General features: G+C 62.9%; 18 protein-coding genes. 12 read left to right on the top strand and 6 right to left on the bottom strand.

Annotation, left to right across the window (positions count from 1 at the left end; genetic code table 11):
* Positions 1-16: 16 nt before the first annotated feature.
* Positions 17-445: a hypothetical protein gene (locus tag IF803_RS06950; RefSeq protein ID WP_461191691.1), complete on the bottom strand. Its 429-nt coding sequence runs from the start codon at positions 443-445 to the stop codon at positions 17-19.
* Positions 446-848: 403 nt separating this feature from the next.
* On the opposite strand from IF803_RS06950, the gene IF803_RS06955 reads away from it, so the two are divergent.
* Together IF803_RS06955 and IF803_RS06960 are read left to right on the top strand one after the other, a co-directional pair.
* On the top strand, positions 849-1928 hold the full coding sequence (locus tag IF803_RS06955) for an AI-2E family transporter (RefSeq protein ID WP_461191692.1): 1080 nt from the start codon (positions 849-851) through the stop codon (positions 1926-1928).
* Positions 1928-2365 carry a potassium channel family protein gene (locus tag IF803_RS06960; protein WP_028345020.1) on the top strand — a complete coding sequence of 146 codons (438 nt, stop codon included), beginning with the start codon at positions 1928-1930 and terminating at the stop codon, positions 2363-2365. The genes IF803_RS06955 and IF803_RS06960 overlap by 1 nt, the downstream gene beginning before the upstream one ends.
* 8 nt (positions 2366-2373) lie before the next feature.
* Here IF803_RS06960 and IF803_RS06965 read toward each other — a convergent pair whose 3' ends face one another.
* Entirely contained in the window at positions 2374-3042 is a 669-nt protein-coding gene (locus tag IF803_RS06965; protein ID WP_028345019.1) for a helix-turn-helix domain-containing protein, read from the bottom strand.
* Between the two features lie 249 nt (positions 3043-3291).
* Here IF803_RS06965 and IF803_RS06970 point away from each other — a divergent pair, with 249 nt between their 5' ends.
* From IF803_RS06970 to IF803_RS06980, 3 genes are all read left to right on the top strand, one after another.
* Positions 3292-5136, top strand: coding sequence for a sensor histidine kinase (locus IF803_RS06970; protein ID WP_461191693.1), 1845 nt, complete (start codon positions 3292-3294; stop codon positions 5134-5136).
* Between the two features lie 117 nt (positions 5137-5253).
* Complete coding sequence (locus tag IF803_RS06975; protein WP_080687042.1) at positions 5254-5886, top strand: response regulator transcription factor; 633 nt, start codon at positions 5254-5256, stop codon at positions 5884-5886.
* Positions 5887-6054: 168 nt separating this feature from the next.
* Complete coding sequence (locus IF803_RS06980; protein ID WP_028345016.1) at positions 6055-6429, top strand: response regulator transcription factor; 375 nt, start codon at positions 6055-6057, stop codon at positions 6427-6429.
* A gap of 16 nt (positions 6430-6445) precedes the next feature.
* Here the strand turns inward: IF803_RS06980 and IF803_RS06985 are convergent, their stop codons facing one another.
* Positions 6446-7027: an invasion associated locus B family protein gene (locus IF803_RS06985; protein WP_028345015.1), complete on the bottom strand. Its 582-nt coding sequence runs from the start codon at positions 7025-7027 to the stop codon at positions 6446-6448.
* A gap of 27 nt (positions 7028-7054) precedes the next feature.
* Entirely contained in the window at positions 7055-7942 is an 888-nt protein-coding gene (locus IF803_RS06990; RefSeq protein ID WP_461191694.1) for an alpha/beta hydrolase family protein, read from the bottom strand.
* A 163-nt stretch (positions 7943-8105) separates the two neighbouring features.
* Here IF803_RS06990 and IF803_RS06995 point away from each other — a divergent pair, with 163 nt between their 5' ends.
* From IF803_RS06995 to IF803_RS07005, 3 genes are all read left to right on the top strand, one after another.
* Positions 8106-9800, top strand: coding sequence for a SulP family inorganic anion transporter (locus IF803_RS06995; protein WP_461191695.1), 1695 nt, complete (start codon positions 8106-8108; stop codon positions 9798-9800).
* A gap of 185 nt (positions 9801-9985) precedes the next feature.
* Positions 9986-12736 (top strand): decarboxylase, encoded by a 2751-nt coding sequence (locus IF803_RS07000; protein WP_461191696.1) that lies wholly within the window; start codon positions 9986-9988, stop codon positions 12734-12736.
* A 91-nt stretch (positions 12737-12827) separates the two neighbouring features.
* Positions 12828-13262, top strand: a complete 435-nt coding sequence (locus tag IF803_RS07005) for a hypothetical protein (RefSeq protein WP_304499672.1) — start codon at positions 12828-12830, stop codon at positions 13260-13262.
* Positions 13263-13303: 41 nt separating this feature from the next.
* On the opposite strand, the gene ppk2 is transcribed toward IF803_RS07005, so the two are convergent.
* Together ppk2 and IF803_RS07015 are read right to left on the bottom strand one after the other, a co-directional pair.
* Positions 13304-14104 (bottom strand): polyphosphate kinase 2, encoded by an 801-nt coding sequence (gene ppk2, locus IF803_RS07010; protein WP_411784544.1) that lies wholly within the window; start codon positions 14102-14104, stop codon positions 13304-13306.
* Positions 14105-14126: 22 nt separating this feature from the next.
* A complete protein-coding gene (locus IF803_RS07015; protein ID WP_461191697.1) occupies positions 14127-14582 on the bottom strand; it encodes a hypothetical protein in 456 nt (151 codons plus the stop codon).
* Positions 14583-14738: 156 nt separating this feature from the next.
* Here IF803_RS07015 and IF803_RS07020 point away from each other — a divergent pair, with 156 nt between their 5' ends.
* From IF803_RS07020 to IF803_RS07035, 4 genes are all read left to right on the top strand, one after another.
* A complete protein-coding gene (locus tag IF803_RS07020) occupies positions 14739-15176 on the top strand; it encodes a hypothetical protein (protein WP_461191698.1) in 438 nt (145 codons plus the stop codon).
* Positions 15169-16401 carry an HlyD family secretion protein gene (locus IF803_RS07025; protein ID WP_304499676.1) on the top strand — a complete coding sequence of 411 codons (1233 nt, stop codon included), beginning with the start codon at positions 15169-15171 and terminating at the stop codon, positions 16399-16401. The genes IF803_RS07020 and IF803_RS07025 overlap by 8 nt, the downstream gene beginning before the upstream one ends.
* 24 nt (positions 16402-16425) lie before the next feature.
* Positions 16426-16839 (top strand): hypothetical protein, encoded by a 414-nt coding sequence (locus IF803_RS07030; RefSeq protein ID WP_304499677.1) that lies wholly within the window; start codon positions 16426-16428, stop codon positions 16837-16839.
* Positions 16840-16954: 115 nt separating this feature from the next.
* The gene (locus tag IF803_RS07035) at positions 16955-18265 is read left to right on the top strand and encodes a TAXI family TRAP transporter solute-binding subunit (RefSeq protein WP_461191794.1); all 1311 of its coding nucleotides are present in this window, start codon (positions 16955-16957) and stop codon (positions 18263-18265) included.
* The last annotated feature ends 37 nt before the right edge of the window (positions 18266-18302 follow it).

Raw genomic sequence — 18302 nt, forward strand, 5'->3', positions numbered from 1 at the left:
GCATCCGATGTCCAGACTACCATCCATAGTAGCGCGGCCGAGCGTAATAAGCCGGTGCATAGCCATAGCCGCCGCCCGGCGGGCAATAGTCGTAGCCATAGCCGCCGCCATAGCCGTATCCACCGCCATAGTAGGGATATCCGCCGTAGTAGGCCGAGCTCGCGATGGCTCCGCCAACGAGCGCACCGGCGGCCGCGGCGCCCCAGCCTCGATAGCCCCATCCACGATAGCCTCCCCAGCCGCCGTAGCCTCGCCAACCGCGATAGCCCCAGCCGCCGCCGCGCCAGCCGCCCCAACCGCCCCAGCGCACCTGAAGGGCGGTGTTGTTCTCGACCATGCCCTTCATGGCCGCGACGTTGGTCGGCAGCGGCGCCGCCTGGCCAGCGCCAATGCCGCCCATGCTCGCAAGCAGGATCAAGGCCGACAGGGTCTTGGTATTCTTCATGACGTCCTCCACATCGGGGTGACACAGGCAGTCGTGATCGAAAGGCAGCCAAATCGAGAGCGGCTTTCCAGTCCATGAGCATGCCGAGCCTGTCAGCCGCGGCCGGCCGAAGCTTGATTTGAATCAAAGTGGCGAGGGGGCGGTGCGGACGATTGATCCTTCGCCTTGGGACAATTGCCGCGGATAGGCAGGCCGCCGCCTCATGGGGGCGCGCTCGCGCTCGTGATCCCGACCGCGAACGCATCCCGGCGAAGTTGGAGCGGACCGATTCCTGCCCCCGAACCGGGGCCGCTTCTTCGGCGAAAGTCCGGACGCATCACGCTTGATCTGAATCAAGCCGTGCGCGGCAAGGCGATGGCACCGCTTCCTGCGTAGCAGCTGATGCTCAATCGAAAGCACGCTCTTGAAAACCCTTCGCCAGCTCGTGACCGGAGACGAGTTCATCCAGCTCGCAATTCGCCTCGGATTGCTGGCGCTGTTGATCTACTGGTCGTTCGTCCTGGTCAGCCCGTTCGTGCCGATCCTGGCCTGGAGCGTGGTGCTCGCGGTCGCGCTCTATCCCGTCTTCACCTGGCTCGCAGCAATGCTCGGCGGCCATGCCGGCATCGCGGCGCTCGTGCTGACCTTGATCTCTCTGGGAGTCGTCATCGGGCCGGCGACCTGGCTCGGAATCGGAGCTGTAGAGGGGATGAAGGAGCTCGCCGAACAACTGGGCGCCGGCAACGTTGTCGTGCCGTCGCCGCCGCCGGAGGTCAAGGATTGGCCGCTGATCGGCGGCCCACTCCATGAGATCTGGGATCGGGCGTCGACCAATCTGCGCGCCGTGCTTCGCGAGGTCGTGCCGCATCTGAAGCCATTGGCCGGGACCCTGTTTGCGTTTGCCAGTGATGCCGGGATCGGGATGGTGAAGTTTCTGCTGGCGGTCGTCGTGGCGGGATTTCTGTTTCCGTATGGCTCGCAGCTTGCAGCGGCGTGCCGGAGCTTCCTGTCCCGCATCGTGCCGGAGCAGAGCGAGCACTTCCTCGATCTTGCAGGTGCGACCATCCGGGCGGTCTCCCGCGGCGTCATCGGTGTCGCCGTCCTGCAATCGCTGCTGGCCGGCATTGGCTTCAAGCTGGCCGGGATCCCGAGCGCAGGACTGCTGGCGTTTGTCGTGATGCTGCTCGCGATCGTGCAGATCGGGGCGGCAATCGTGCTGTTTCCGGTCATCATCTGGCTATGGTCGGCCAAGGACTTCCCGACGGCGCTCGCCCTCACGTTCTTCTTCCTGGTCGTCGGCGTCCTCGACAATGTGCTGAAGCCGCTGGTGATGGGGCGGGGCCTGACCACGCCGGCGCTCGTCATCTTCGTCGGCGTGATCGGCGGCACGCTTGCCCACGGCATCGTGGGCCTGTTCATCGGTCCAATCATTCTCGCGGTCGCCTGGGAATTGATCACGGCATGGATCCGGGACGACCGCGCCCGGCTGGCGGGAGAGCGATGATGCTGTTTCAGCTCCTCGTGGGATCGGCGGTGAGCGCGATCAACATCGCGATCCATTCGCTCTGGACAGTCGCGGCCATCGGGTTGCTTCGCAACGTCGCCTTGAGCGCGGCCGGCCGGGCCGGGCTACAGCTCAGCGGCGTGATGGTCGCCACCGCGCTTGCGCTGATGCTGGCTCACACGCTCGAGATCGTGGTGTGGAGCCTGGCCTATTGGGTGCTCGGCGCCGCGCCCGCCGGCAGCAATCTGCTCTATTTCGCCTTCGTGAACTACACCACGCTCGGCTATGGCGATGTTATCCCGGTCAAGCAGTGGCTGTTGATCGGACCGATGGCGGCCATGAACGGCATTCTCATGTTCGGGTGGTCGACCGCGGTGCTGTTCGAAGTGTTGCAAAAGACCATCGAGCGCCAGGAGGCGCTCACGAAATCCCCCTGACCTCGCGGTCAGTTGTCCAGCCTGGACAGCTGGTCGCGGTCAACCAGCATGATTTCGCGCTGGTTCGAGCCAAGGAAGTTGAGCGCGCCGTAGGCGTGCAGCTTGGACAGCGCGCGTGACACGGTTTCGAGCGTCAGCCCGAGATAGTCGGCAATGTCACGCCGGCACATCGGCAAGGCGACGACGCCGACTCCGGTCAGCCGGCGATCCATTTCGAGCAGAAACGCGGCAACCCGCTCCAATGCGGTCTTGCGGCCGAGCAGCAGCATGTGCTCTTCGGCATGCCGCAGGTTGCTGGTGGTCATGACCAGCAGGTTGCGAGCCAGGGCGAAATCGGAATCGGCCACGCGTTCGAGGCTCATCCGCCTGATCAGGTGCACGTTCGTGTCGACGATGGCTTCGGCGGTGAAGCGGTGGGTTTCGGCATTCTCGAGGCCGAAGATGTCTCCGACAAGGTGAAAGGCGCCGATCTGGCGGCGTCCGTCGGAGAGCAGCTTGTAGCTGCGGACCGCCCCCGAAACGACCTGGTAGACGTACTCCGCCGGCTCCTTCTCCCCGTAGATCTCGGTGCCTTTCCTGTAGTGGAATTCGCTGGTGGTGCAGTTGGCGTGCCGGGCGGTCAGCCCGCCGAGGATGCTCGGTACATTGGCCGGTCTGATATTGACGCGAGCGAACATGGACTAACTCTCTTGGGTAACGACTGTTGCAGCGTCCGCGGCGGCTCGAAATGCTTGTCCGCGCGCAATGACTACGACAGGGCCCGGCCAGTCTCTATTGGTCTTGAGGTCATTGTCCTAAAGGACAGGGTGCGCCAAATGCGGCAATTTGTTCGCAATTGATGCGCACCATCTTAGATTACTTTTCAATATTCACGCCGATAACCGGGTGCTATTTTTTGAACCCGTTGGTCTCCGGCTCCGAACGCTATGGGCAAGGCAATTCGGCTCTCTGGACTGGTCATCCTGCTGGCTGCGCTGTTGGCGCCGGCTGTGCTCCGGGCGCAAGAGATGCGCCCGCATTCCATGCTGGTGCTGGACCAGTCCGATCGACGTGGCCCCTTCTACTACCAGGTGTTCGTTGGCTTGAGGGATGCGGTGAGCGCTCACGGTCACGCGCCGACCACCGTCTACACGGAGAGCCTCGATCTCAATCGTTTCGGTGGCGAAGCCTATCAGGAGAATGTCCGGCGGTTTCTCGAGGCGAAATATCGCGATCGGCCGATCGGCGTCGTGGTCACCATTGGAGCGGCTGCGCTTGAACTGGCGCTCCGCTGGCGTCCGCAGCTTTGGCCCGATACGCCAGTCGTGTTTGCGCTGGTCGAAGAGGCCGATTTCAAGCGATTGCGACCGCCGGCCTCCGTGACCGGCGGCATCGTGGCATCGAAGCTCCAGGATGCCGTCACGGCCGCCCGCGCCGTCGTGCCGGAGCTCAAGACCATCGTGCTCGTTGGCGCAGACTGGGGGCGGCAGGTTCTGTTTCGTAATTGGAAAGACCAGGCGGCGGCCGGCATTCCGGGACTCGACATCGTCGAGATCATCGGACGTCCGATGCCTGATATCGTCGAGCGGGTCGCAGCGCTTCCCGACCATAGCGCGATCATCTACACCGGCCTCTACAGCGACGGCAAAGGCAACTACTATCCGCCCTCGGATGCCCTCTCATTTGTCGCAGCGAGAGCAAATCGTCCCATCGTGGTTGCGGCGGAGACGTTCCTCGAACCGGGCGGCATCGGCGGATTTGTCATCATCCCATCCCTGGTCGGTGCCGAAGCAGCGGGCAGGGCGCTGCGGATTCTGGATGGCGAGCCGCCGGAAAGCTTGCCGCCGTCGGCTGTCGATACCGTGAAGCCCATTTTCAACTGGCGGCAGATGCATCGCTGGAACGTCAGCGAAGCCAACCTGCCACCAGGCAGCGAGATCCGCTTCCGCGAACCGACCTTCCTGCAAAAATATCGTTGGCGGGCCGTCGCCCTGGCCACGGCACTATTGGTTCAAACAACTCTGATTGCGTTTCTGCTACATGAGCGTCACATGCGGCGGAGTGCCGAAGTCGAAGCCCGCAATCGCCTGTCTCAGCTCGCCCATATCAATCGGCAGGCGACTGCCGGAGAACTCTCGTCCTCGATTGCTCATGAGCTCAACCAGCCGCTGGGCTCGATCCTGACCAATGCCGAGAGCGCGGAACTGATCCTCAGTTCGCCGACGCCCGACCTTCAGGAGGTGCGGGAAATCATTTCGGACATCAAGCGCGATGATCTGCGGGCAAGCGAGGTGATCCGCAGGATGCGCAGCCTGCTGAAGCGTGCGCCATTTGAGAAGAAGGAGATCGACCTCAACCAGACCATGCGGGAAGCATTCGATTTCCTCAAGCTGCAGGCCTCGGCGCGCAACGTCGCAATCTACCTGCAGACCTCACCGCAGACCCTGCGGGTGAAAGGCGACCCCGTCCAGTTGCAGCAGGTCATTCTTAACCTCGTGGTCAACAGCATGGACGCGATGGCCAAAATGCCCTACGGGCGCACCATCATCGGCCGTACGGAGGTCAATGGGGACGCGTCGGCGGTGATCTCCATCAGCGATTCCGGGCCGGGAATTCCGCAGGACAGGCTGAACGACATCTTCGATCCGTTCTTCACCACAAAGGAGCAGGGCATGGGCATCGGCCTGTCCATCGCACGGACGATCGTTCTGGCGCATAGCGGTCAGCTCTGGGCCGAGAACCAGTCCGGAGGAGGCGCGGTATTCCACCTCTCACTGCCACTGGCGGCGTAGCGCGTTTGGGTCTTGCTTGCCGAGGTGCAAGGTTCGATTTACGACCAACGCAGTATTTTCAGCCACGGCTGATGGTCATTCAATAAGTAGCGGCGATCGGCAGGCGGTGGAGCAATAATGCACGCTTACGTGCACATAGTTGACGACGATGCCTCGTTTCGTACAGCGCTCGAGCGCCGGCTCAAACTTGCAGGCTATCGAGTTGCTACGTACGCATCGGCCCGGGAATTGCTCGATCAATTGCCCGACGACGAGGAGACCGGCTGCATCCTGCTGGATGTACGCATTCCCGGAATGAGTGGTCCGGAGCTGCAGCGTCGCCTCAACGAGCTGGGGTCGACACTCCCGATCGTGTTCCTGACCGGATATGCCGACACAGCGACGACGGTCCAGGCGATCAAGGCAGGTGCCGAAGATTTTTTGACCAAGCCGATCGCGTCGGAACAGCTGATCGAGGCGATCAATCGCGCCGTTGCGCGGCACGAACTGGCCCGTGGCCAGCGAACCAGGCTCGACTCACTGCGCGCGCTGCTGGCGAAGTTGACCCCACGCGAGCGGCAGGTGTTCGATCTGATCGTGTGCGGTCGGATCAACAAGCAGATTGCCCACGAGCTTGGCACGACCGAACGCACGATCAAGGCGCATCGTCACCAGGTCATGGAGAAGATGCAGGTGCAGTCACTTGCCGAGCTGGTTTCGATCGCGGAGCAGCTCGGCACGCGCGCGTCCGGGGGCGAAGTCAAGGCTTGATCTGCCGGGCAGCGCTGCCCTCCTGTCCCATGGTACAATATGAAAGCTCTGTGACGCGGCGTATCTCCGATATCGGCCGCGAGAATATTGCGCGCCGGTAGCCGCTTGACATGCCCTTTGTCCATACGCGGGCGAAGGTCATTCAGCGATAGGTAAAGGCTTCAGGATTTGCCGACCGCGAAACTCGTTTTCGTCGTGGATGATAATCCCTCGATGCTCCGTGGAATCGGACGGCTTCTGCGGCAATGTGGATTTGCATCCAGGCTGTTCGAGACCGGAAGCGCGTTGCTGAGACATGGCAGCTTCGACAGCGCGGTTTGTCTGATATTGGACATCAATCTCAGCGATGGGTCCGGGATCGAACTGCGGCACCGCCTGGCAGATCAGGGCATCGAAATCCCCGTCATCTACATCACCGGCAATGACAACCCGGCGACGCGCATGGCTGCAATGGCATCGGGATGCGCGGCCTATCTGACCAAGCCATTCACTGCCAATTCGCTGATCCAACCGCTTGAACGGCTGTTGACTGGCGTGGTCTAGCGGCTGCCGGTCCCAATCATTCATCGATGGCTTGATCGAGTGTCAACGCGGGCGACCCCTTGCGCACGGTCGCAAATCGGTCGAGCGGGACCGATGTGGTCATCGTCAGAATACTGGTGTCGACGACCTCGATCGAGAGCGTCTTTCCGCCATCCATGTCCTCGAGAAGCTTGGGATCGGCAACATCGGCCGCGATGCACATGTTGGTCGCGCACCAGGTGTAGGGAAGCCGATGAACGGCCTTCTGGTCGACCGATAGCTTGACGCCAGCCTGCAGATACATCCCGACCGGCAGGAACAGCTGGACGCGGTCGCTGCCGTCCTCTCGCTCGATCAGATCGACGCGAACGGCCGTCTGCCCGGTTGGGAAGGTGCCGGTGATCGTCGTCCGGCATAATGTCTTGGCGCCGGCAGCATTGAAGCAGAGCTTTCGCCACTCGCCATACTTGATATCTCGCACCGGCGCGCGTGTCCCCCGCGGGGCCACCTCGCCACCGTCCTTCGCCGCAGCCGGTGGTGAGGGCGTCTGCTGACCGTGGGCAGCACTGATGCCGGCCGCAAGCAGCACCAACTTCACCAAGGCACCATATCGGACCATGGATGCTCCTCCAGCGGGAAGGGCCGCCTAGCGAACCTTGTTGAGAAATCGTTCGACCAAAGGCGACCATGTGGGAATGGAATCGGGAGAGCCGATCAGGAAATGCCCTTCGTCGCCGAACGGCGGCAATAGATGGTATTCGGCTCGCCCGCCGGCGCGCGTGAAGGCTTCGTGCATTCGCTTTGACAGGGCCGGGCCGAAGAACGTGTCGTTCTCGATGTAGAGCCACAGCATCGGCACCCGCGAGGTGTGGCCAAACGCGCCGGTCGCTTCGACCAGCCTGTCGGGGCCGCAATTGTTGTTGGGTTTGCCGTCGACACGGCCGCCGCGGCCTGCCGCGAAGGTGATGATGGCCTTGACCTGCGGCGGGTTGAGGCTCGATAACGCGATCGCAGCCCAGCCACCGGCAGACTGTCCGACGACGATGACGTCCTTCGGCACAATGCGCCTTTCGGCCGCCATGTAATCAATGATCCAAAGATCGACCTGCGCGACGGCGAGGCCCGCATCGAGGAAATTGGGATTGGTGCATTTCCCGATCTTGGAGAAGAACGGGCCATAGAGACCGCGTTCGGGAATATCAATGGCCGCCGCGCCATAGCCGGTCCCGACCGGAGCCACCACGAGGTAGCCGCGCCGCGCGAACCACATTGCGGCATCGCGGAATTCGACCAGCGGGAAGAAGCTGCGATCCCTGGCGTTCAACGACACGCCATGGTTCATGATGACCAGTGGGAAAGGGCCATCGCCGAGCGGACGGACCAGATAAGCGAACATCGGCAGGGGCGTGGGCAACACCCAGATCTCTTCCTGGATGCGCTGGGGTGACTGTTGGTCATCGGCGCGTGCTGGAGCGGTCAGGCCAAGCAACAGCAGCGCTGCGGTTGCGAGGGTCCGTAAGCGGTGCTGACGCATGCCATGCGCTCCGGCAGTCATCTGGCAAATCTGCAGGTCACGACGATCGAGCCGCGCAAGATCTGAAGCACATTGAGGGCTGCAAGGCTTGATCTGAATCAACGCGCATCGGACCCGCCGGCGCAACCACATGCGACCATTGTGGCGTCATACGGCGGGCTTGATGTCGATCCAGGCAGAGACGAGTTGGATGCGCTGGTTTCCGCCGGCGAACTGGCTCGCCGACTACCGCGCATCCTGGCTCGGGGCGGACGCAATCGCCGGGGTCACGCTGGCGGCCTACGCGATCCCGGTGTCGCTGGCCTATGCGGGGCTCGCGGGTCTGCCGCCGCAGATCGGCGTCTATGGCTATCTGCTCGGCGGCGTGGGTTACGCCCTGCTGGGCTCGTCCCGGCAGCTCGCGGTCGGACCCACGTCGGCGATCTCGCTGATGATCGCCGGCGCGGTCGGCATATTGGCCGGCGGCGATGCCGCGCGTTATGGGCAGATTGCCAGCCTCGTGGCCTTCAGCGTCGCAGTGCTCTGCCTGATCGCCTGGCTGTTCAAGCTCAGCCTGCTGGTGCGGTTGATCAGCGATAGTATCTTGGTGGGCTTCAAGGCCGGAGCGGGCCTCACCATCATCATGAGTCAGCTGCCCAGCCTGTTCGGCGTCGCTGGAGGCGGCCACAACTTCTTCGACCGCGTGATCAGGCTTGCCGGCCAGCTCGGCGATACCAGGCCGCTGGTGCTCGGCATTGGTGTGGCTGCGACGGTGCTGCTCCTGCTCGGCGAGAAGAGACTGCCCGGAAAGCCCGTTGGGCTGGCGGTGGTCGCGCTGTCGATCCTCGCGGCCAGCGCATTCGGGCTCGCAGAACTGGGCTTGCCGGTGACCGGAGCGATCCCAACCGGCTTGCCGACCCTTTCGCTACCGACATTTGGTCTGCTCGAATTTGACGATCTCTTTCCGATCGCCGCCGGATGCCTCGTGCTGGCCTATGTGGAAGGGGTGTCCGCCGCACGAAGCTTTGCGGCAAAGCACGGCTACCCGCTGGATGTCAGGCAAGAGTTTCTGGGACTCGGCGCGGCCAATCTCGCCGCAGCCTTCGGGCATGGCTATCCCGTCGCCGGCGGGTTGTCGCAGTCGGCCGTGAATGACGCCGCCGGCGCACGCACGCCGCTGGCGCTGGTGTTCTGTTCGGCAACCCTCGCACTCTGCCTGCTGTTCTTCACCGGCCTGCTGACCAATCTGCCGAAGACCGTGCTCGCCGCGATCGTTTTCTCAGCCGTCTACAAATTGGTCGATATTTCGGCGCTGGCCAGAATGTGGCGGATCAGCCGGATCGATTTCTATGCCGCAATCATCGCGCTGGTGTCCGTGCTGTTCCTCGGGATATTGCAGGGTGTGCTGCTGGCGGCCGTCGCCTCGATCTTCCTGCTGTTGTTGCGGGCGTCCCAGCCCAATATCGCGTTTCTGGGCCGTCAAGCCGGCAGTGGGCGCTATTCCGACCGGGCGCGACACGATGACGTCGAGCCCTTGACCGGGATCATCGCGTTCCGCCCGGAGACCTCGCTCCTTTATGTCAACGCGGAGACGATCTTCGAAACGGTGCTGGCGGCGCTTCGGGTGTCGCCCGACGTCAAGCTGGTGGCCTGTGACCTGTCGGCCTCGCCGTTCATCGACCTTGCGGGCTCGCGCATGCTGCACGACCTTCACCAGGAACTTGCATCGCGCCAGATCACATTCTGCATCGTGGGCGCGCACGCGCAGTTGCGGGATCTGCTTCAGGCGGATGGTCTTGCCGACAAGACCGATAGCGGTGACTGGATGCGTACGCTCGACAGCGTCTTGAGCAACAGGAAGCCACAGGCAAGCACCTAGCGTGCGCGGCCGTGCGAACTGCTGCGACATTCCAGCCTTGTTGCGCCGCAAGACGTCGTGATCACCCGCGCTTGGGGAGCTGTCTCAATCCAGCTTGCAGCTTGACTTGGATCAAAGGATGCAATGGGCCCGGTTTGTACGATCGGACAGAACCAGCGCTGAGATCACGAGATCGGGAGACTCTCATGGCCAACGACGCGAAGCCGGCACAGCAGCGCATCGACCAGTTCTTCTCCGGGCCCGGTGGACGAGCCGACAATTGGCGCGATCTGGTTGAGGCGGCGAAGGTATGGAGCAGGGGCGGCAACCGTGCGGCATATGACGCGGCGCTGTCGGCGCTTGCGGTGACGGAGGAGTTCCACGGCTACCCGGGCCTTCGTTTGATGGCGGCGCTGAAGGAAGCCGCAGCGGCGGGCGACGCCGCCACCTCGCATATGCTTGCGACGCGGATCGCGCAGGCACTTCAGACAAAATCCTTCCGCCAGCATGCAGGTGACTGGAGCACGCAGGACGAGGGCAATGGCGACGTTCCCGATCTGCTTCCGCCAACCCTGGGACAATCGGCGGCGCGCCGTCCTTACTTCGAGACCCTGATCGTGACCGGGGTGCCGGCCAACAACTGGCCCGGGCTCCTGGCGGAATGGCGCAAGCTGCGGCGTCCGGTCGACGCCTTCATCTATGAGCCCGTGGTCGTGGGCAACCTCGAGGACGCCTTCTGTGCGGCAATGCTGAACCCCAACATTGCGGCGGTGGTGATCAATGAAGGCTTCGGGCTGCGCTCGCGCCACGATGCGCCGGTGCTTCGTGCCATGACCGGCGCCATGGGGCTGAACGACGAGTCCGATGCGTCCGCGCTGCGGTTGGCCCATATCCTGAAGCGGGTGCGTCCCGAGCTTGACCTCTACCTCATGTCCAATCGCGACGTCGAGGAGTTGGCCGGCAATCCCGAGGCCGATGTGGTGCGCCGGGTGTTCTACTCGGTCGAGGATATCCTCGAATTGCACCTTTCAATTCTGGAGGGCGTGCAGGATCGCTTCGACACGCCGTTCTTCGACAATCTGAAGAAATATGCGCAGCGGCCGATCGGCACCTTCCACGCGCTGCCGATCGCGCGCGGCAAGTCCGTGTTCAAGTCGGACTGGATCCGCGACATGGGGGAATTCTACGGGCTGAACCTGTTCCTTGCCGAGAGCAGCGCGACCACCGGCGGCCTCGACAGCATGCTGGAGCCGACCGGCAACATCAAGAAGGCGCAGGAGAAGGCCGCGCGCGCGCTCGGCGCCGACCGCGTCTACTTCGTGACCAACGGCACCTCGACGTCCAACAAGATGGCCGTGCAGGCGCTGCTGGGTCCCGGCGACATCGCAATCGTCGACCGCAACTGCCACAAGTCGCACCATTACGGCATGGTGCTGGCCGGCGCGCAGCCGCTCTACGTCGAGGCATTCCCGATGACGGAATACTCGATGTACGGCGCCGTGCCGTTGCAGACGATCAAGCAGGCGCTTCTGAACGCGAAGGCCGACGGCCGGCTCGACCGGGTCAAGATGATCGACCTGACCAATTGCACCTTCGACGGCCACATCTACAACACGCGGCGGGTGATGGAGGAATGCCTCGCGATCAAGCCTGACCTGATCTTCCTCTGGGACGAGGCCTGGTTCGGCTTCGCGCGGTTTTCACCGTTCCTGAGGCGGCGAACCGCGATGGGCGCGGCGAACGAGATCGAAGCCTGGATGCGCGATCCCAAGTCGGTCACCGCCTATGAGAAACAGCAGGCCGAGCTCGGCAAGAATCCTTCCGACGAGGTCCTGCTCGAGACCCGGCTGATCCCCGACCCGCGCCAGATCCGGCTGCGCGTCTACCAGACCAACTCGACCCACAAGTCGATGTCGGCGATCCGGCAGGGCTCGATGCTGGCGGTCAAGGACATCGAATTCCACACCGTCGAAGCGCAGTTCAAGGAGGCCGTATTCACGCACGCCTCGACCAGCCCGAACCAGCAGCTGATCGCCAGCCTCGACGTCTCGCGCCGGCAGATGGAGCTCGAGGGATATGGACTGGTAGCCAATGCCATGGAGATCGCGTTCGCCATCCGCAACGCGGTCAACAGCAATCCGTTGATTTCGAGATATTTCCGCGTTCTCGGCGCGGATGCCATGGTGCCGGGGCAATACCGCCAGAGCGGATTCACCGACTATCTGGCGGCCGGGACCAACTGGGCGAGCGCCCTGAAGAGCCTGAACGACGACGAGTTCTGTCTCGATCCGACCCGAATGACGCTGGTCTGCGGCACGGCCGGGTACGACGGAACGTCGTTCAAAGGGCTGCTCGCCAGCCGCTACAACATCCAGGTCAACAAGACCTCGCGCAACTCGGTCCTGATCCAGTCCAACATCAACAATACGCGGAGCGACGTCGCGCATCTCGTCCGGGTGCTGGCCGAAATCTCCGGTGAAATCGATCGCGGCCTGGCCAAGGGCGGCGCGAACGCCAGGGTCGACTTCGACATGCGGGTCAACAGCCTGATGAAGGATGTACCCGATCTGCCGAACTTCTCGCATTTCCACGACGCCTATCGCGGCGATGCCGGCACGAAGACGAATGAGGGCGACATCCGCGGCGGCTTCTATTCGGCCTATGATGCCGCAGGATGCGAATATATTCGACTGAACGATCCCGAGATCGACAGGCGGCTGAAGAACGGGCCCGATCTCGTCTCCGCCAGCTTCGTGATACCTTATCCGCCGGGCTTCCCGATCATGGTCCCTGGCCAGGTTATCACGCAGGAGACCATCGATTTCATGCGCAAGCTGGATGTGAAGGAGATCCATGGCTACGACGCGGCCGAGGGCCTGAAGCTCGTGACGACCGAGGCGCTGGCCAGGATGGGCAGGCCGCGAGCGGCCGCGCAGAAGTTCAAGGCTGCTTCATAGACGAAGGAGAGTCCGCAAGGCGTCTTCGCATTCTTGCGGCGATGAGTCTTGCGCAACAAGTCGCAACGCAACCGGTTTCCGGAGGGACACCATGAGGAAAGTGAGTTTGATCGGAGTTCTTGCTACACTGGCGGTTGGATTGGCCAGCTTCAGCACGCCGTCATTGGCTGAAACCGGCTCGGTCGCCGTCATCTTCACCAAGGGTGGATTCATCGTTGGTGTCGGAGGCGGCGAGGGCGTATTGACCCTGCGCGGCAAGCACTATCCGTTCACGGTGTCGGGCATGAGCGTCGGCTTCACGATCGGCGCTTCGACCACCAAGCTGGTCGGGCGCGCCCTCAATCTCAGAGGGCCTGCCTCGATCGAAGGCTCCTACAGCGCGGCAGGCGCCGGTGGGGCGATCGCCGCGGGCGCCGGAGGCGTGCAGCTCCAGAACGCCAATGGTGTGATCCTGCAGCTCAGCGGCCCGAAGGTCGGCGCCGAGGTATCGGCCGCCGTGGGCGGGGTTTCCATCCGCTTGAAATAGGTCTGGAGTGATCCAGGCCGCGCCCGGCGCGGCCTGGACCTCTAGTAACGTTCCTCGACGAACTTCATTCCGCGCAGTCCGGCCTGATCGTTGTAGCGCCCCTTATTGGAGCGCTTGGGAAGCTTGACCTTGTCGCGCTTGACCCGTCCGTGAGGAATTGTCTTCAGCAGGAATGAGATGCAGTTCAACCGCGCCCGCCGCTTGTCGTCGGAACGGATGACGTTCCAGGGCGCGTGCTCCGAGCTCGTCGCCTTGAACATCAGGTCGCGCGCACGGGAGTAATCATACCACCGGCGGAAGGATTCCGTGTCCATCGGGCTCAGCTTCCACTGCCGCAGCGGATCGTCGATCCGGGCCCTGAAGCGGCGCTCCTGCTCATCCATCCCGACCTCGAGCCACAGCTTGATCAGGATGATGCCGCCCTCGATGATGTATTGCTCCATCTGCGGGCAGAGCGAGAGGAATCGTTTGTGCTCCGCCGGCGTGCAGAACCCCATCACATATTCGACGCCTGCGCGATTGTACCAGCTGCGATCGAAGATCACGATCTCGCCGGCCGCCGGAAACTGCTGCATGTAGCGCTGGATGAAGAGCTGGGACTTCTCGCGATCCGAGGGCGCGGGCAGGGCGACCACGCGAAACACGCGCGGGCTGACCTTCTCGGTCAAGGCCTTGATCGTTCCGCCCTTGCCGGCCGCATCGCGTCCTTCGAACAGGATGATGACCCTGAGATTGTTCGCCTTCACCCATTCCTGGAGATGGCAGAGCTGGATCTGCAGCTTGTGCAGTTCTTCCTCATAGTCCTTGCGCTTCATCTTTCCAGCGGGCTTGGCGTTCGCCATGGATATCCGTCCATCGTTTCAACTAGTCGCCCCAGGAAATGACGATTCCGATGTCGCCGGGCATGCCGCCGGGGTAATCGACGATCTGATAGCGGATGCGGTAGCCGCGCGGCTGCAAGTAGTCAGCCCAAAGCTGGTATATTTCCTTAGGGATACCCGTCAGCGTCTTCTCCCAGCCGGCCTCCATCTGATTGATGGCTCGCCCCTTGTCGGTGCACAGCGTATTGGGGAAGCGATAGACCTGCACTTCGCTCAACCCGTTGCGCACCGCCCGCTGAATCACCGTCGACGCCAGTTTGACCTTCTCGTCCTCGCTGAGCCCGGAGGGCTTGCTCAGCCGCTCGATCAACGCGCGCTTCTCGGCTTCGATAGCGGCCGCACGCTTGGCGTGCTCCTCAGCTTTCTCCGCTTCCTTGAGCGCGGCCTGCTTCTGGATCTCGTGTGCCTTGGGGATCAGATCATCGATCTTGTCTCGCATGGCTGGGGACTCCTAAGCCCGATCTTCCACCTTGCCCCCGGAACGGTAGGGATGAGCCGAACGGCTTCCTTGATCCAGATCAAGCAAGCGCGATAGGATCGTCAGCAGTGTCGATCAAGATTCGCTTGCGGTGTTATTGCGACCGGGAGACTTGGCTTGAGCGAACAGATGCATCCGGCGGCCCCCCATCATCTGCCGTTTTTCATTCCCGGCGCCGACGGGTCGGACACCCTGATGGTGGTGATGGGCATCTTCCTCGTAGCCACCGTCTTCTGGGTTGGCACTCTGTACTGGAAGCTGCACAGCCTGCCGGAGCGCATGGCGCACAAGAGCCAGAAACTTCAGTTTGAGATCGTCGCCGTCCTCGGCCTGATATCGCTTTTCACCCACATGCATATCTTCTGGGTGGCCGGCCTGTTGCTGGCACTCATCGACCTGCCGGATTTCGGCACGCCGATGCGCAGCATCGCCGATTCCGTCGAGCGCATAGCAGACGCCACGCCGGGCGCTGCCGAACCGGAAGCCGAATCCGTAGCTGGCGGCAGTCCCGACGTCCGGACGCCCGCGAAGCAAGAGGTGCACAACCATGCTTGAGCTGATGATCTGCTCGCTGGTGACAATTCTGCCGGATTACCTCTACCGCCGCTATCGGCAAGGCAAGCGGTTCGGCAAGGAGATTACGTTCTTCTCCGTCTGGTATGAACTGAGATGGGGGATCACCGGCTGCCTGATGCTCACGATCTCGCTGATCACGATGATCTTCTACTTTCATCCTTCGACAACCTCCGCGGCGATCTACTTCAGGACCGTGCCGATCCTGCCCGAGGGCTCCGGCCGTGTCGTCGAGGTCAATGTCGACTTCACCGCGCCGGTGAAGAAGGGTGACGTTCTGTTCCGGCTCGACAGTTCGAAGCAGGAGGCCGCGCTCGAGACCGCCAAGCGAAAGATCGCCGAGGTCGATGCGTCGTTGATCGCGTCGCAGGCCGACGTCGTCAAGGCGGACGCTCAGATCGGGGAGGCGAAAGCCTCCTTGCAGCAAGCCAAGGACGAGCTGGAGGTGAAGAGCGAGTTGCAGCGCCGCAATCCCGGCATTGTGCCGCAACGTGACATCGAGAAGCTGCAGGTGCTGGTTGATCAGCGGCAGTCCGGCGTCGATGCTGCCAGCGCCGCCAGGGAATCGGCGACGCTACGCGTCTCCACGCTGTTGCCGGCCGAGAGGGCGAGCGCCGATGCCGCGCGGGCGCAGGCGCAGGTGGACCTCGACAAGACTTTCGTCCGTGCCGGCGTCGATGGCCGCGTCGAGCAATTCCTGGTTCGCCCCGGGGACCTCGTCGCCCAGATCATGCGGCCGGCCGGAATCCTGATACCGGACGAGGCGGGCCGCAAAAGTTTGCAGGCGGGATTCGGGCAGATCGAGGCCCAGGTGATGAAGCCCGGCATGGTAGCGGAAGCCACCTGTATGTCGAAACCCTGGGTGATCATTCCGCTGGTCGTCACCAGCGTGCAGGATTTCATCGCCGCCGGCCAGTTTCGGGCCAGCGAGCTGTTGATCGACCCGCAGAGCCTGCAAAAGCCAGGTTCGATCCTCGTGTTCCTGGAGCCGCTTTACAAGGGCGGCCTTGATGACGTGACACCAGGCAGCAGTTGCATCGTCAATGCGTACACCAGCAATCATGATGTGATTGCCGATCCGAAAACCGGCGCGTTGAAAGGCTTTGCCCTGCACGCCGTCGACGCGACTGCACTCGTTCACGCCTTGCTGCTTCGGATTCAAGCTCTGCTGCTGCCGATCAAGACGCTGGTGTTAAGCGGTCACTGAAGGGCGCGAACAGGGAGACGGCATATGAAACCGGACTGTAAGCTTCGCGCAATCGTGGTGACGGGCATGATCTTCGGATTGCCGGGTTACGCGCACGCTTTCGATCTCACGGGCGCCTGGGCCACGAGCGCCGAGCAATGCCGAAAGGTGTTCGCCCACAAGGGCAGGGCGAACCAGCTGACCTTCACGAACTTCTCAGGCGTCTATGGCGGCGGATTCATCGCCGAGCCCGATCGCCTCCGGAGCAAGTTCGAGAACTGCAAGATCAAATCGCGCAAGGACGACGGCCAGACCATCAACATCATCGTCGGCTGCGCGTCCGGAATCATGGTATCGAATGTGCAGTTCTTCCTTAAGGCCGTCGACGACGATACCATTACGCGCCAGTTCCCGGGCATCGAGGGGATGGAGGTCAACTATCATCGTTGCAAGATCTAGAGGCGTCCGCTCCCCGCGCTGGCTCAGCGCCGCCGGACCGTTGTCGGCTGACGCCGGACCGATTGGGTAGCGCGCCGTGGATCCGAGCAGGTTGCCGAGGTCATTCCGCATCGCCCTGGTGGCCGGCCTCACCCTTTTGGTTGGGGGCGCAGGTTTGCTGGCCTATCGCTGGTATGAGCGGCCGACGACCTTGACGATCGCAGTCGGGTCGCTGGACGGCGAGGCCGGGAGGCTGGTCTCGGCGATCGCCGGAAAGTTCGCCCAGTCGAAAGCGCCAGTCCGGCTCAGCCTGGTCCAGACGCCGGGACCGCTCGAGTCCGCCAAGGCGTTTGCTTCCGGGAAAGTGGACCTCGCGGTCGTCCGTGGAGACGTCGGCGATCTCTCGCAGGCCCAGGCCGTTATCGTGTTGGCCCACGCCACCGTCCTGTTGGTCGCGCCGCCCGGCGCTGCGATATCCGACGTAGCGGAGCTGAAACGCGCCGCGATCGGCGTGATCGGCGCCGAAGCCAATCAGAAGCTGATCAAGGTGCTGACCGACGAGTACGATCTGACGCGCGCGGGCGTGACGTTCAAGCCGCTCGCCCCCGCGGACGCGCGCCGGGCGCTCGACACCAAGGAGGTACGGGCGATCCTGCTCGTCATGCCTTTGACCGAAAAATATCTTTCGCTGCTGCGCAACGTTTTCTCGCACACCACGCGAGCCGGCCCGGTGATGATCGCCATCGAGTCCGCCGGAGCGATCGCCGAAAAAGAGCGCGCCTATGAAAGCTTCGACGTACCGAAGGGGACCTTGCGCGGCTCGCCACCGGTTCCTGCTGACGACCTGACGACGCTGCAGACGTCGTTCTATCTGGTGGCACAGAAGAAGCTCGGGAATGACCTGATCGGCGACCTGACGCAGTCGATCATGAATGCGCGACGGGATTTGCTTGCCGAGCTGCCGGCACTCTCCCAGATCGCTACGCCCGATACCGACGCAGGCGCCTACATCCCCGTGCACCCGGGGGCGGCGGCGGTCTATGAGGGGACCAGGGAGAGTTTTCTCGACCAGTGGGGCAATGCGATCTTCCTGGCGCCGATGATCGCCGGCGGACTTGCGTCCGTGCTTGCGGCAGCGTGGAAATTCCTCCGACCGGTCGAGACACCGAGCCGCGAGGAGGCGCTCGACACGCTCTATGCTCTGGGGCCTCGGGTCCGCGCGGCCGGGCGTGAGTCGGAGCTGGAAGAGATCGAGCGCGAAATCGACCAAGTGCTGCGAACGCAGCGCGACCAGCCTGTGGAGGACGACAAGGCCGAGCGCGCCGTCACGGCGGTGAACGTTGCGGCCCATCGGCTCGAGAACCTGATTCACGATCGCCGCATCCACCTCGCGTCACGACAGCCGGGCCAAGCCGAAAGCCAAGTCGAAAGCCGAGCCGAAAGCTGAACGGAAGGGCCGTTTCCTTGATCTTGATCAAGGAGGG

The sequence above is a fragment of the Bradyrhizobium sp. UFLA06-06 genome (assembly GCF_054820065.1).

Excerpts from the sequence above, each read along its gene's own strand:
- IF803_RS06960 (WP_028345020.1), top strand. The coding sequence starts at position 1,928 with ATGCTGTTTCAGCTCCTCGTGGGATCGGCGGTGAGCGCGATCAACATC.
- IF803_RS07025 (WP_304499676.1), top strand. The coding sequence starts at position 15,169 with ATGCTTGAGCTGATGATCTGCTCGCTGGTGACAATTCTGCCGGATTAC.
- IF803_RS06965 (WP_028345019.1), bottom strand. The coding sequence starts at position 3,042 with ATGTTCGCTCGCGTCAATATCAGACCGGCCAATGTACCGAGCATCCTC.
- IF803_RS06975 (WP_080687042.1), top strand. The coding sequence starts at position 5,254 with ATGCACGCTTACGTGCACATAGTTGACGACGATGCCTCGTTTCGTACA.
- IF803_RS06985 (WP_028345015.1), bottom strand. The coding sequence starts at position 7,027 with ATGGTCCGATATGGTGCCTTGGTGAAGTTGGTGCTGCTTGCGGCCGGC.
- IF803_RS07015 (WP_461191697.1), bottom strand. The coding sequence starts at position 14,582 with ATGCGAGACAAGATCGATGATCTGATCCCCAAGGCACACGAGATCCAG.
- ppk2 (WP_411784544.1), bottom strand. The coding sequence starts at position 14,104 with ATGGCGAACGCCAAGCCCGCTGGAAAGATGAAGCGCAAGGACTATGAG.
- IF803_RS06950 (WP_461191691.1), bottom strand. The coding sequence starts at position 445 with ATGAAGAATACCAAGACCCTGTCGGCCTTGATCCTGCTTGCGAGCATG.
- IF803_RS06970 (WP_461191693.1), top strand. The coding sequence starts at position 3,292 with ATGGGCAAGGCAATTCGGCTCTCTGGACTGGTCATCCTGCTGGCTGCG.
- IF803_RS06995 (WP_461191695.1), top strand. The coding sequence starts at position 8,106 with ATGTCGATCCAGGCAGAGACGAGTTGGATGCGCTGGTTTCCGCCGGCG.
- IF803_RS07000 (WP_461191696.1), top strand. The coding sequence starts at position 9,986 with ATGGCCAACGACGCGAAGCCGGCACAGCAGCGCATCGACCAGTTCTTC.
- IF803_RS07005 (WP_304499672.1), top strand. The coding sequence starts at position 12,828 with ATGAGGAAAGTGAGTTTGATCGGAGTTCTTGCTACACTGGCGGTTGGA.
- IF803_RS07030 (WP_304499677.1), top strand. The coding sequence starts at position 16,426 with ATGAAACCGGACTGTAAGCTTCGCGCAATCGTGGTGACGGGCATGATC.
- IF803_RS06990 (WP_461191694.1), bottom strand. The coding sequence starts at position 7,942 with ATGCGTCAGCACCGCTTACGGACCCTCGCAACCGCAGCGCTGCTGTTG.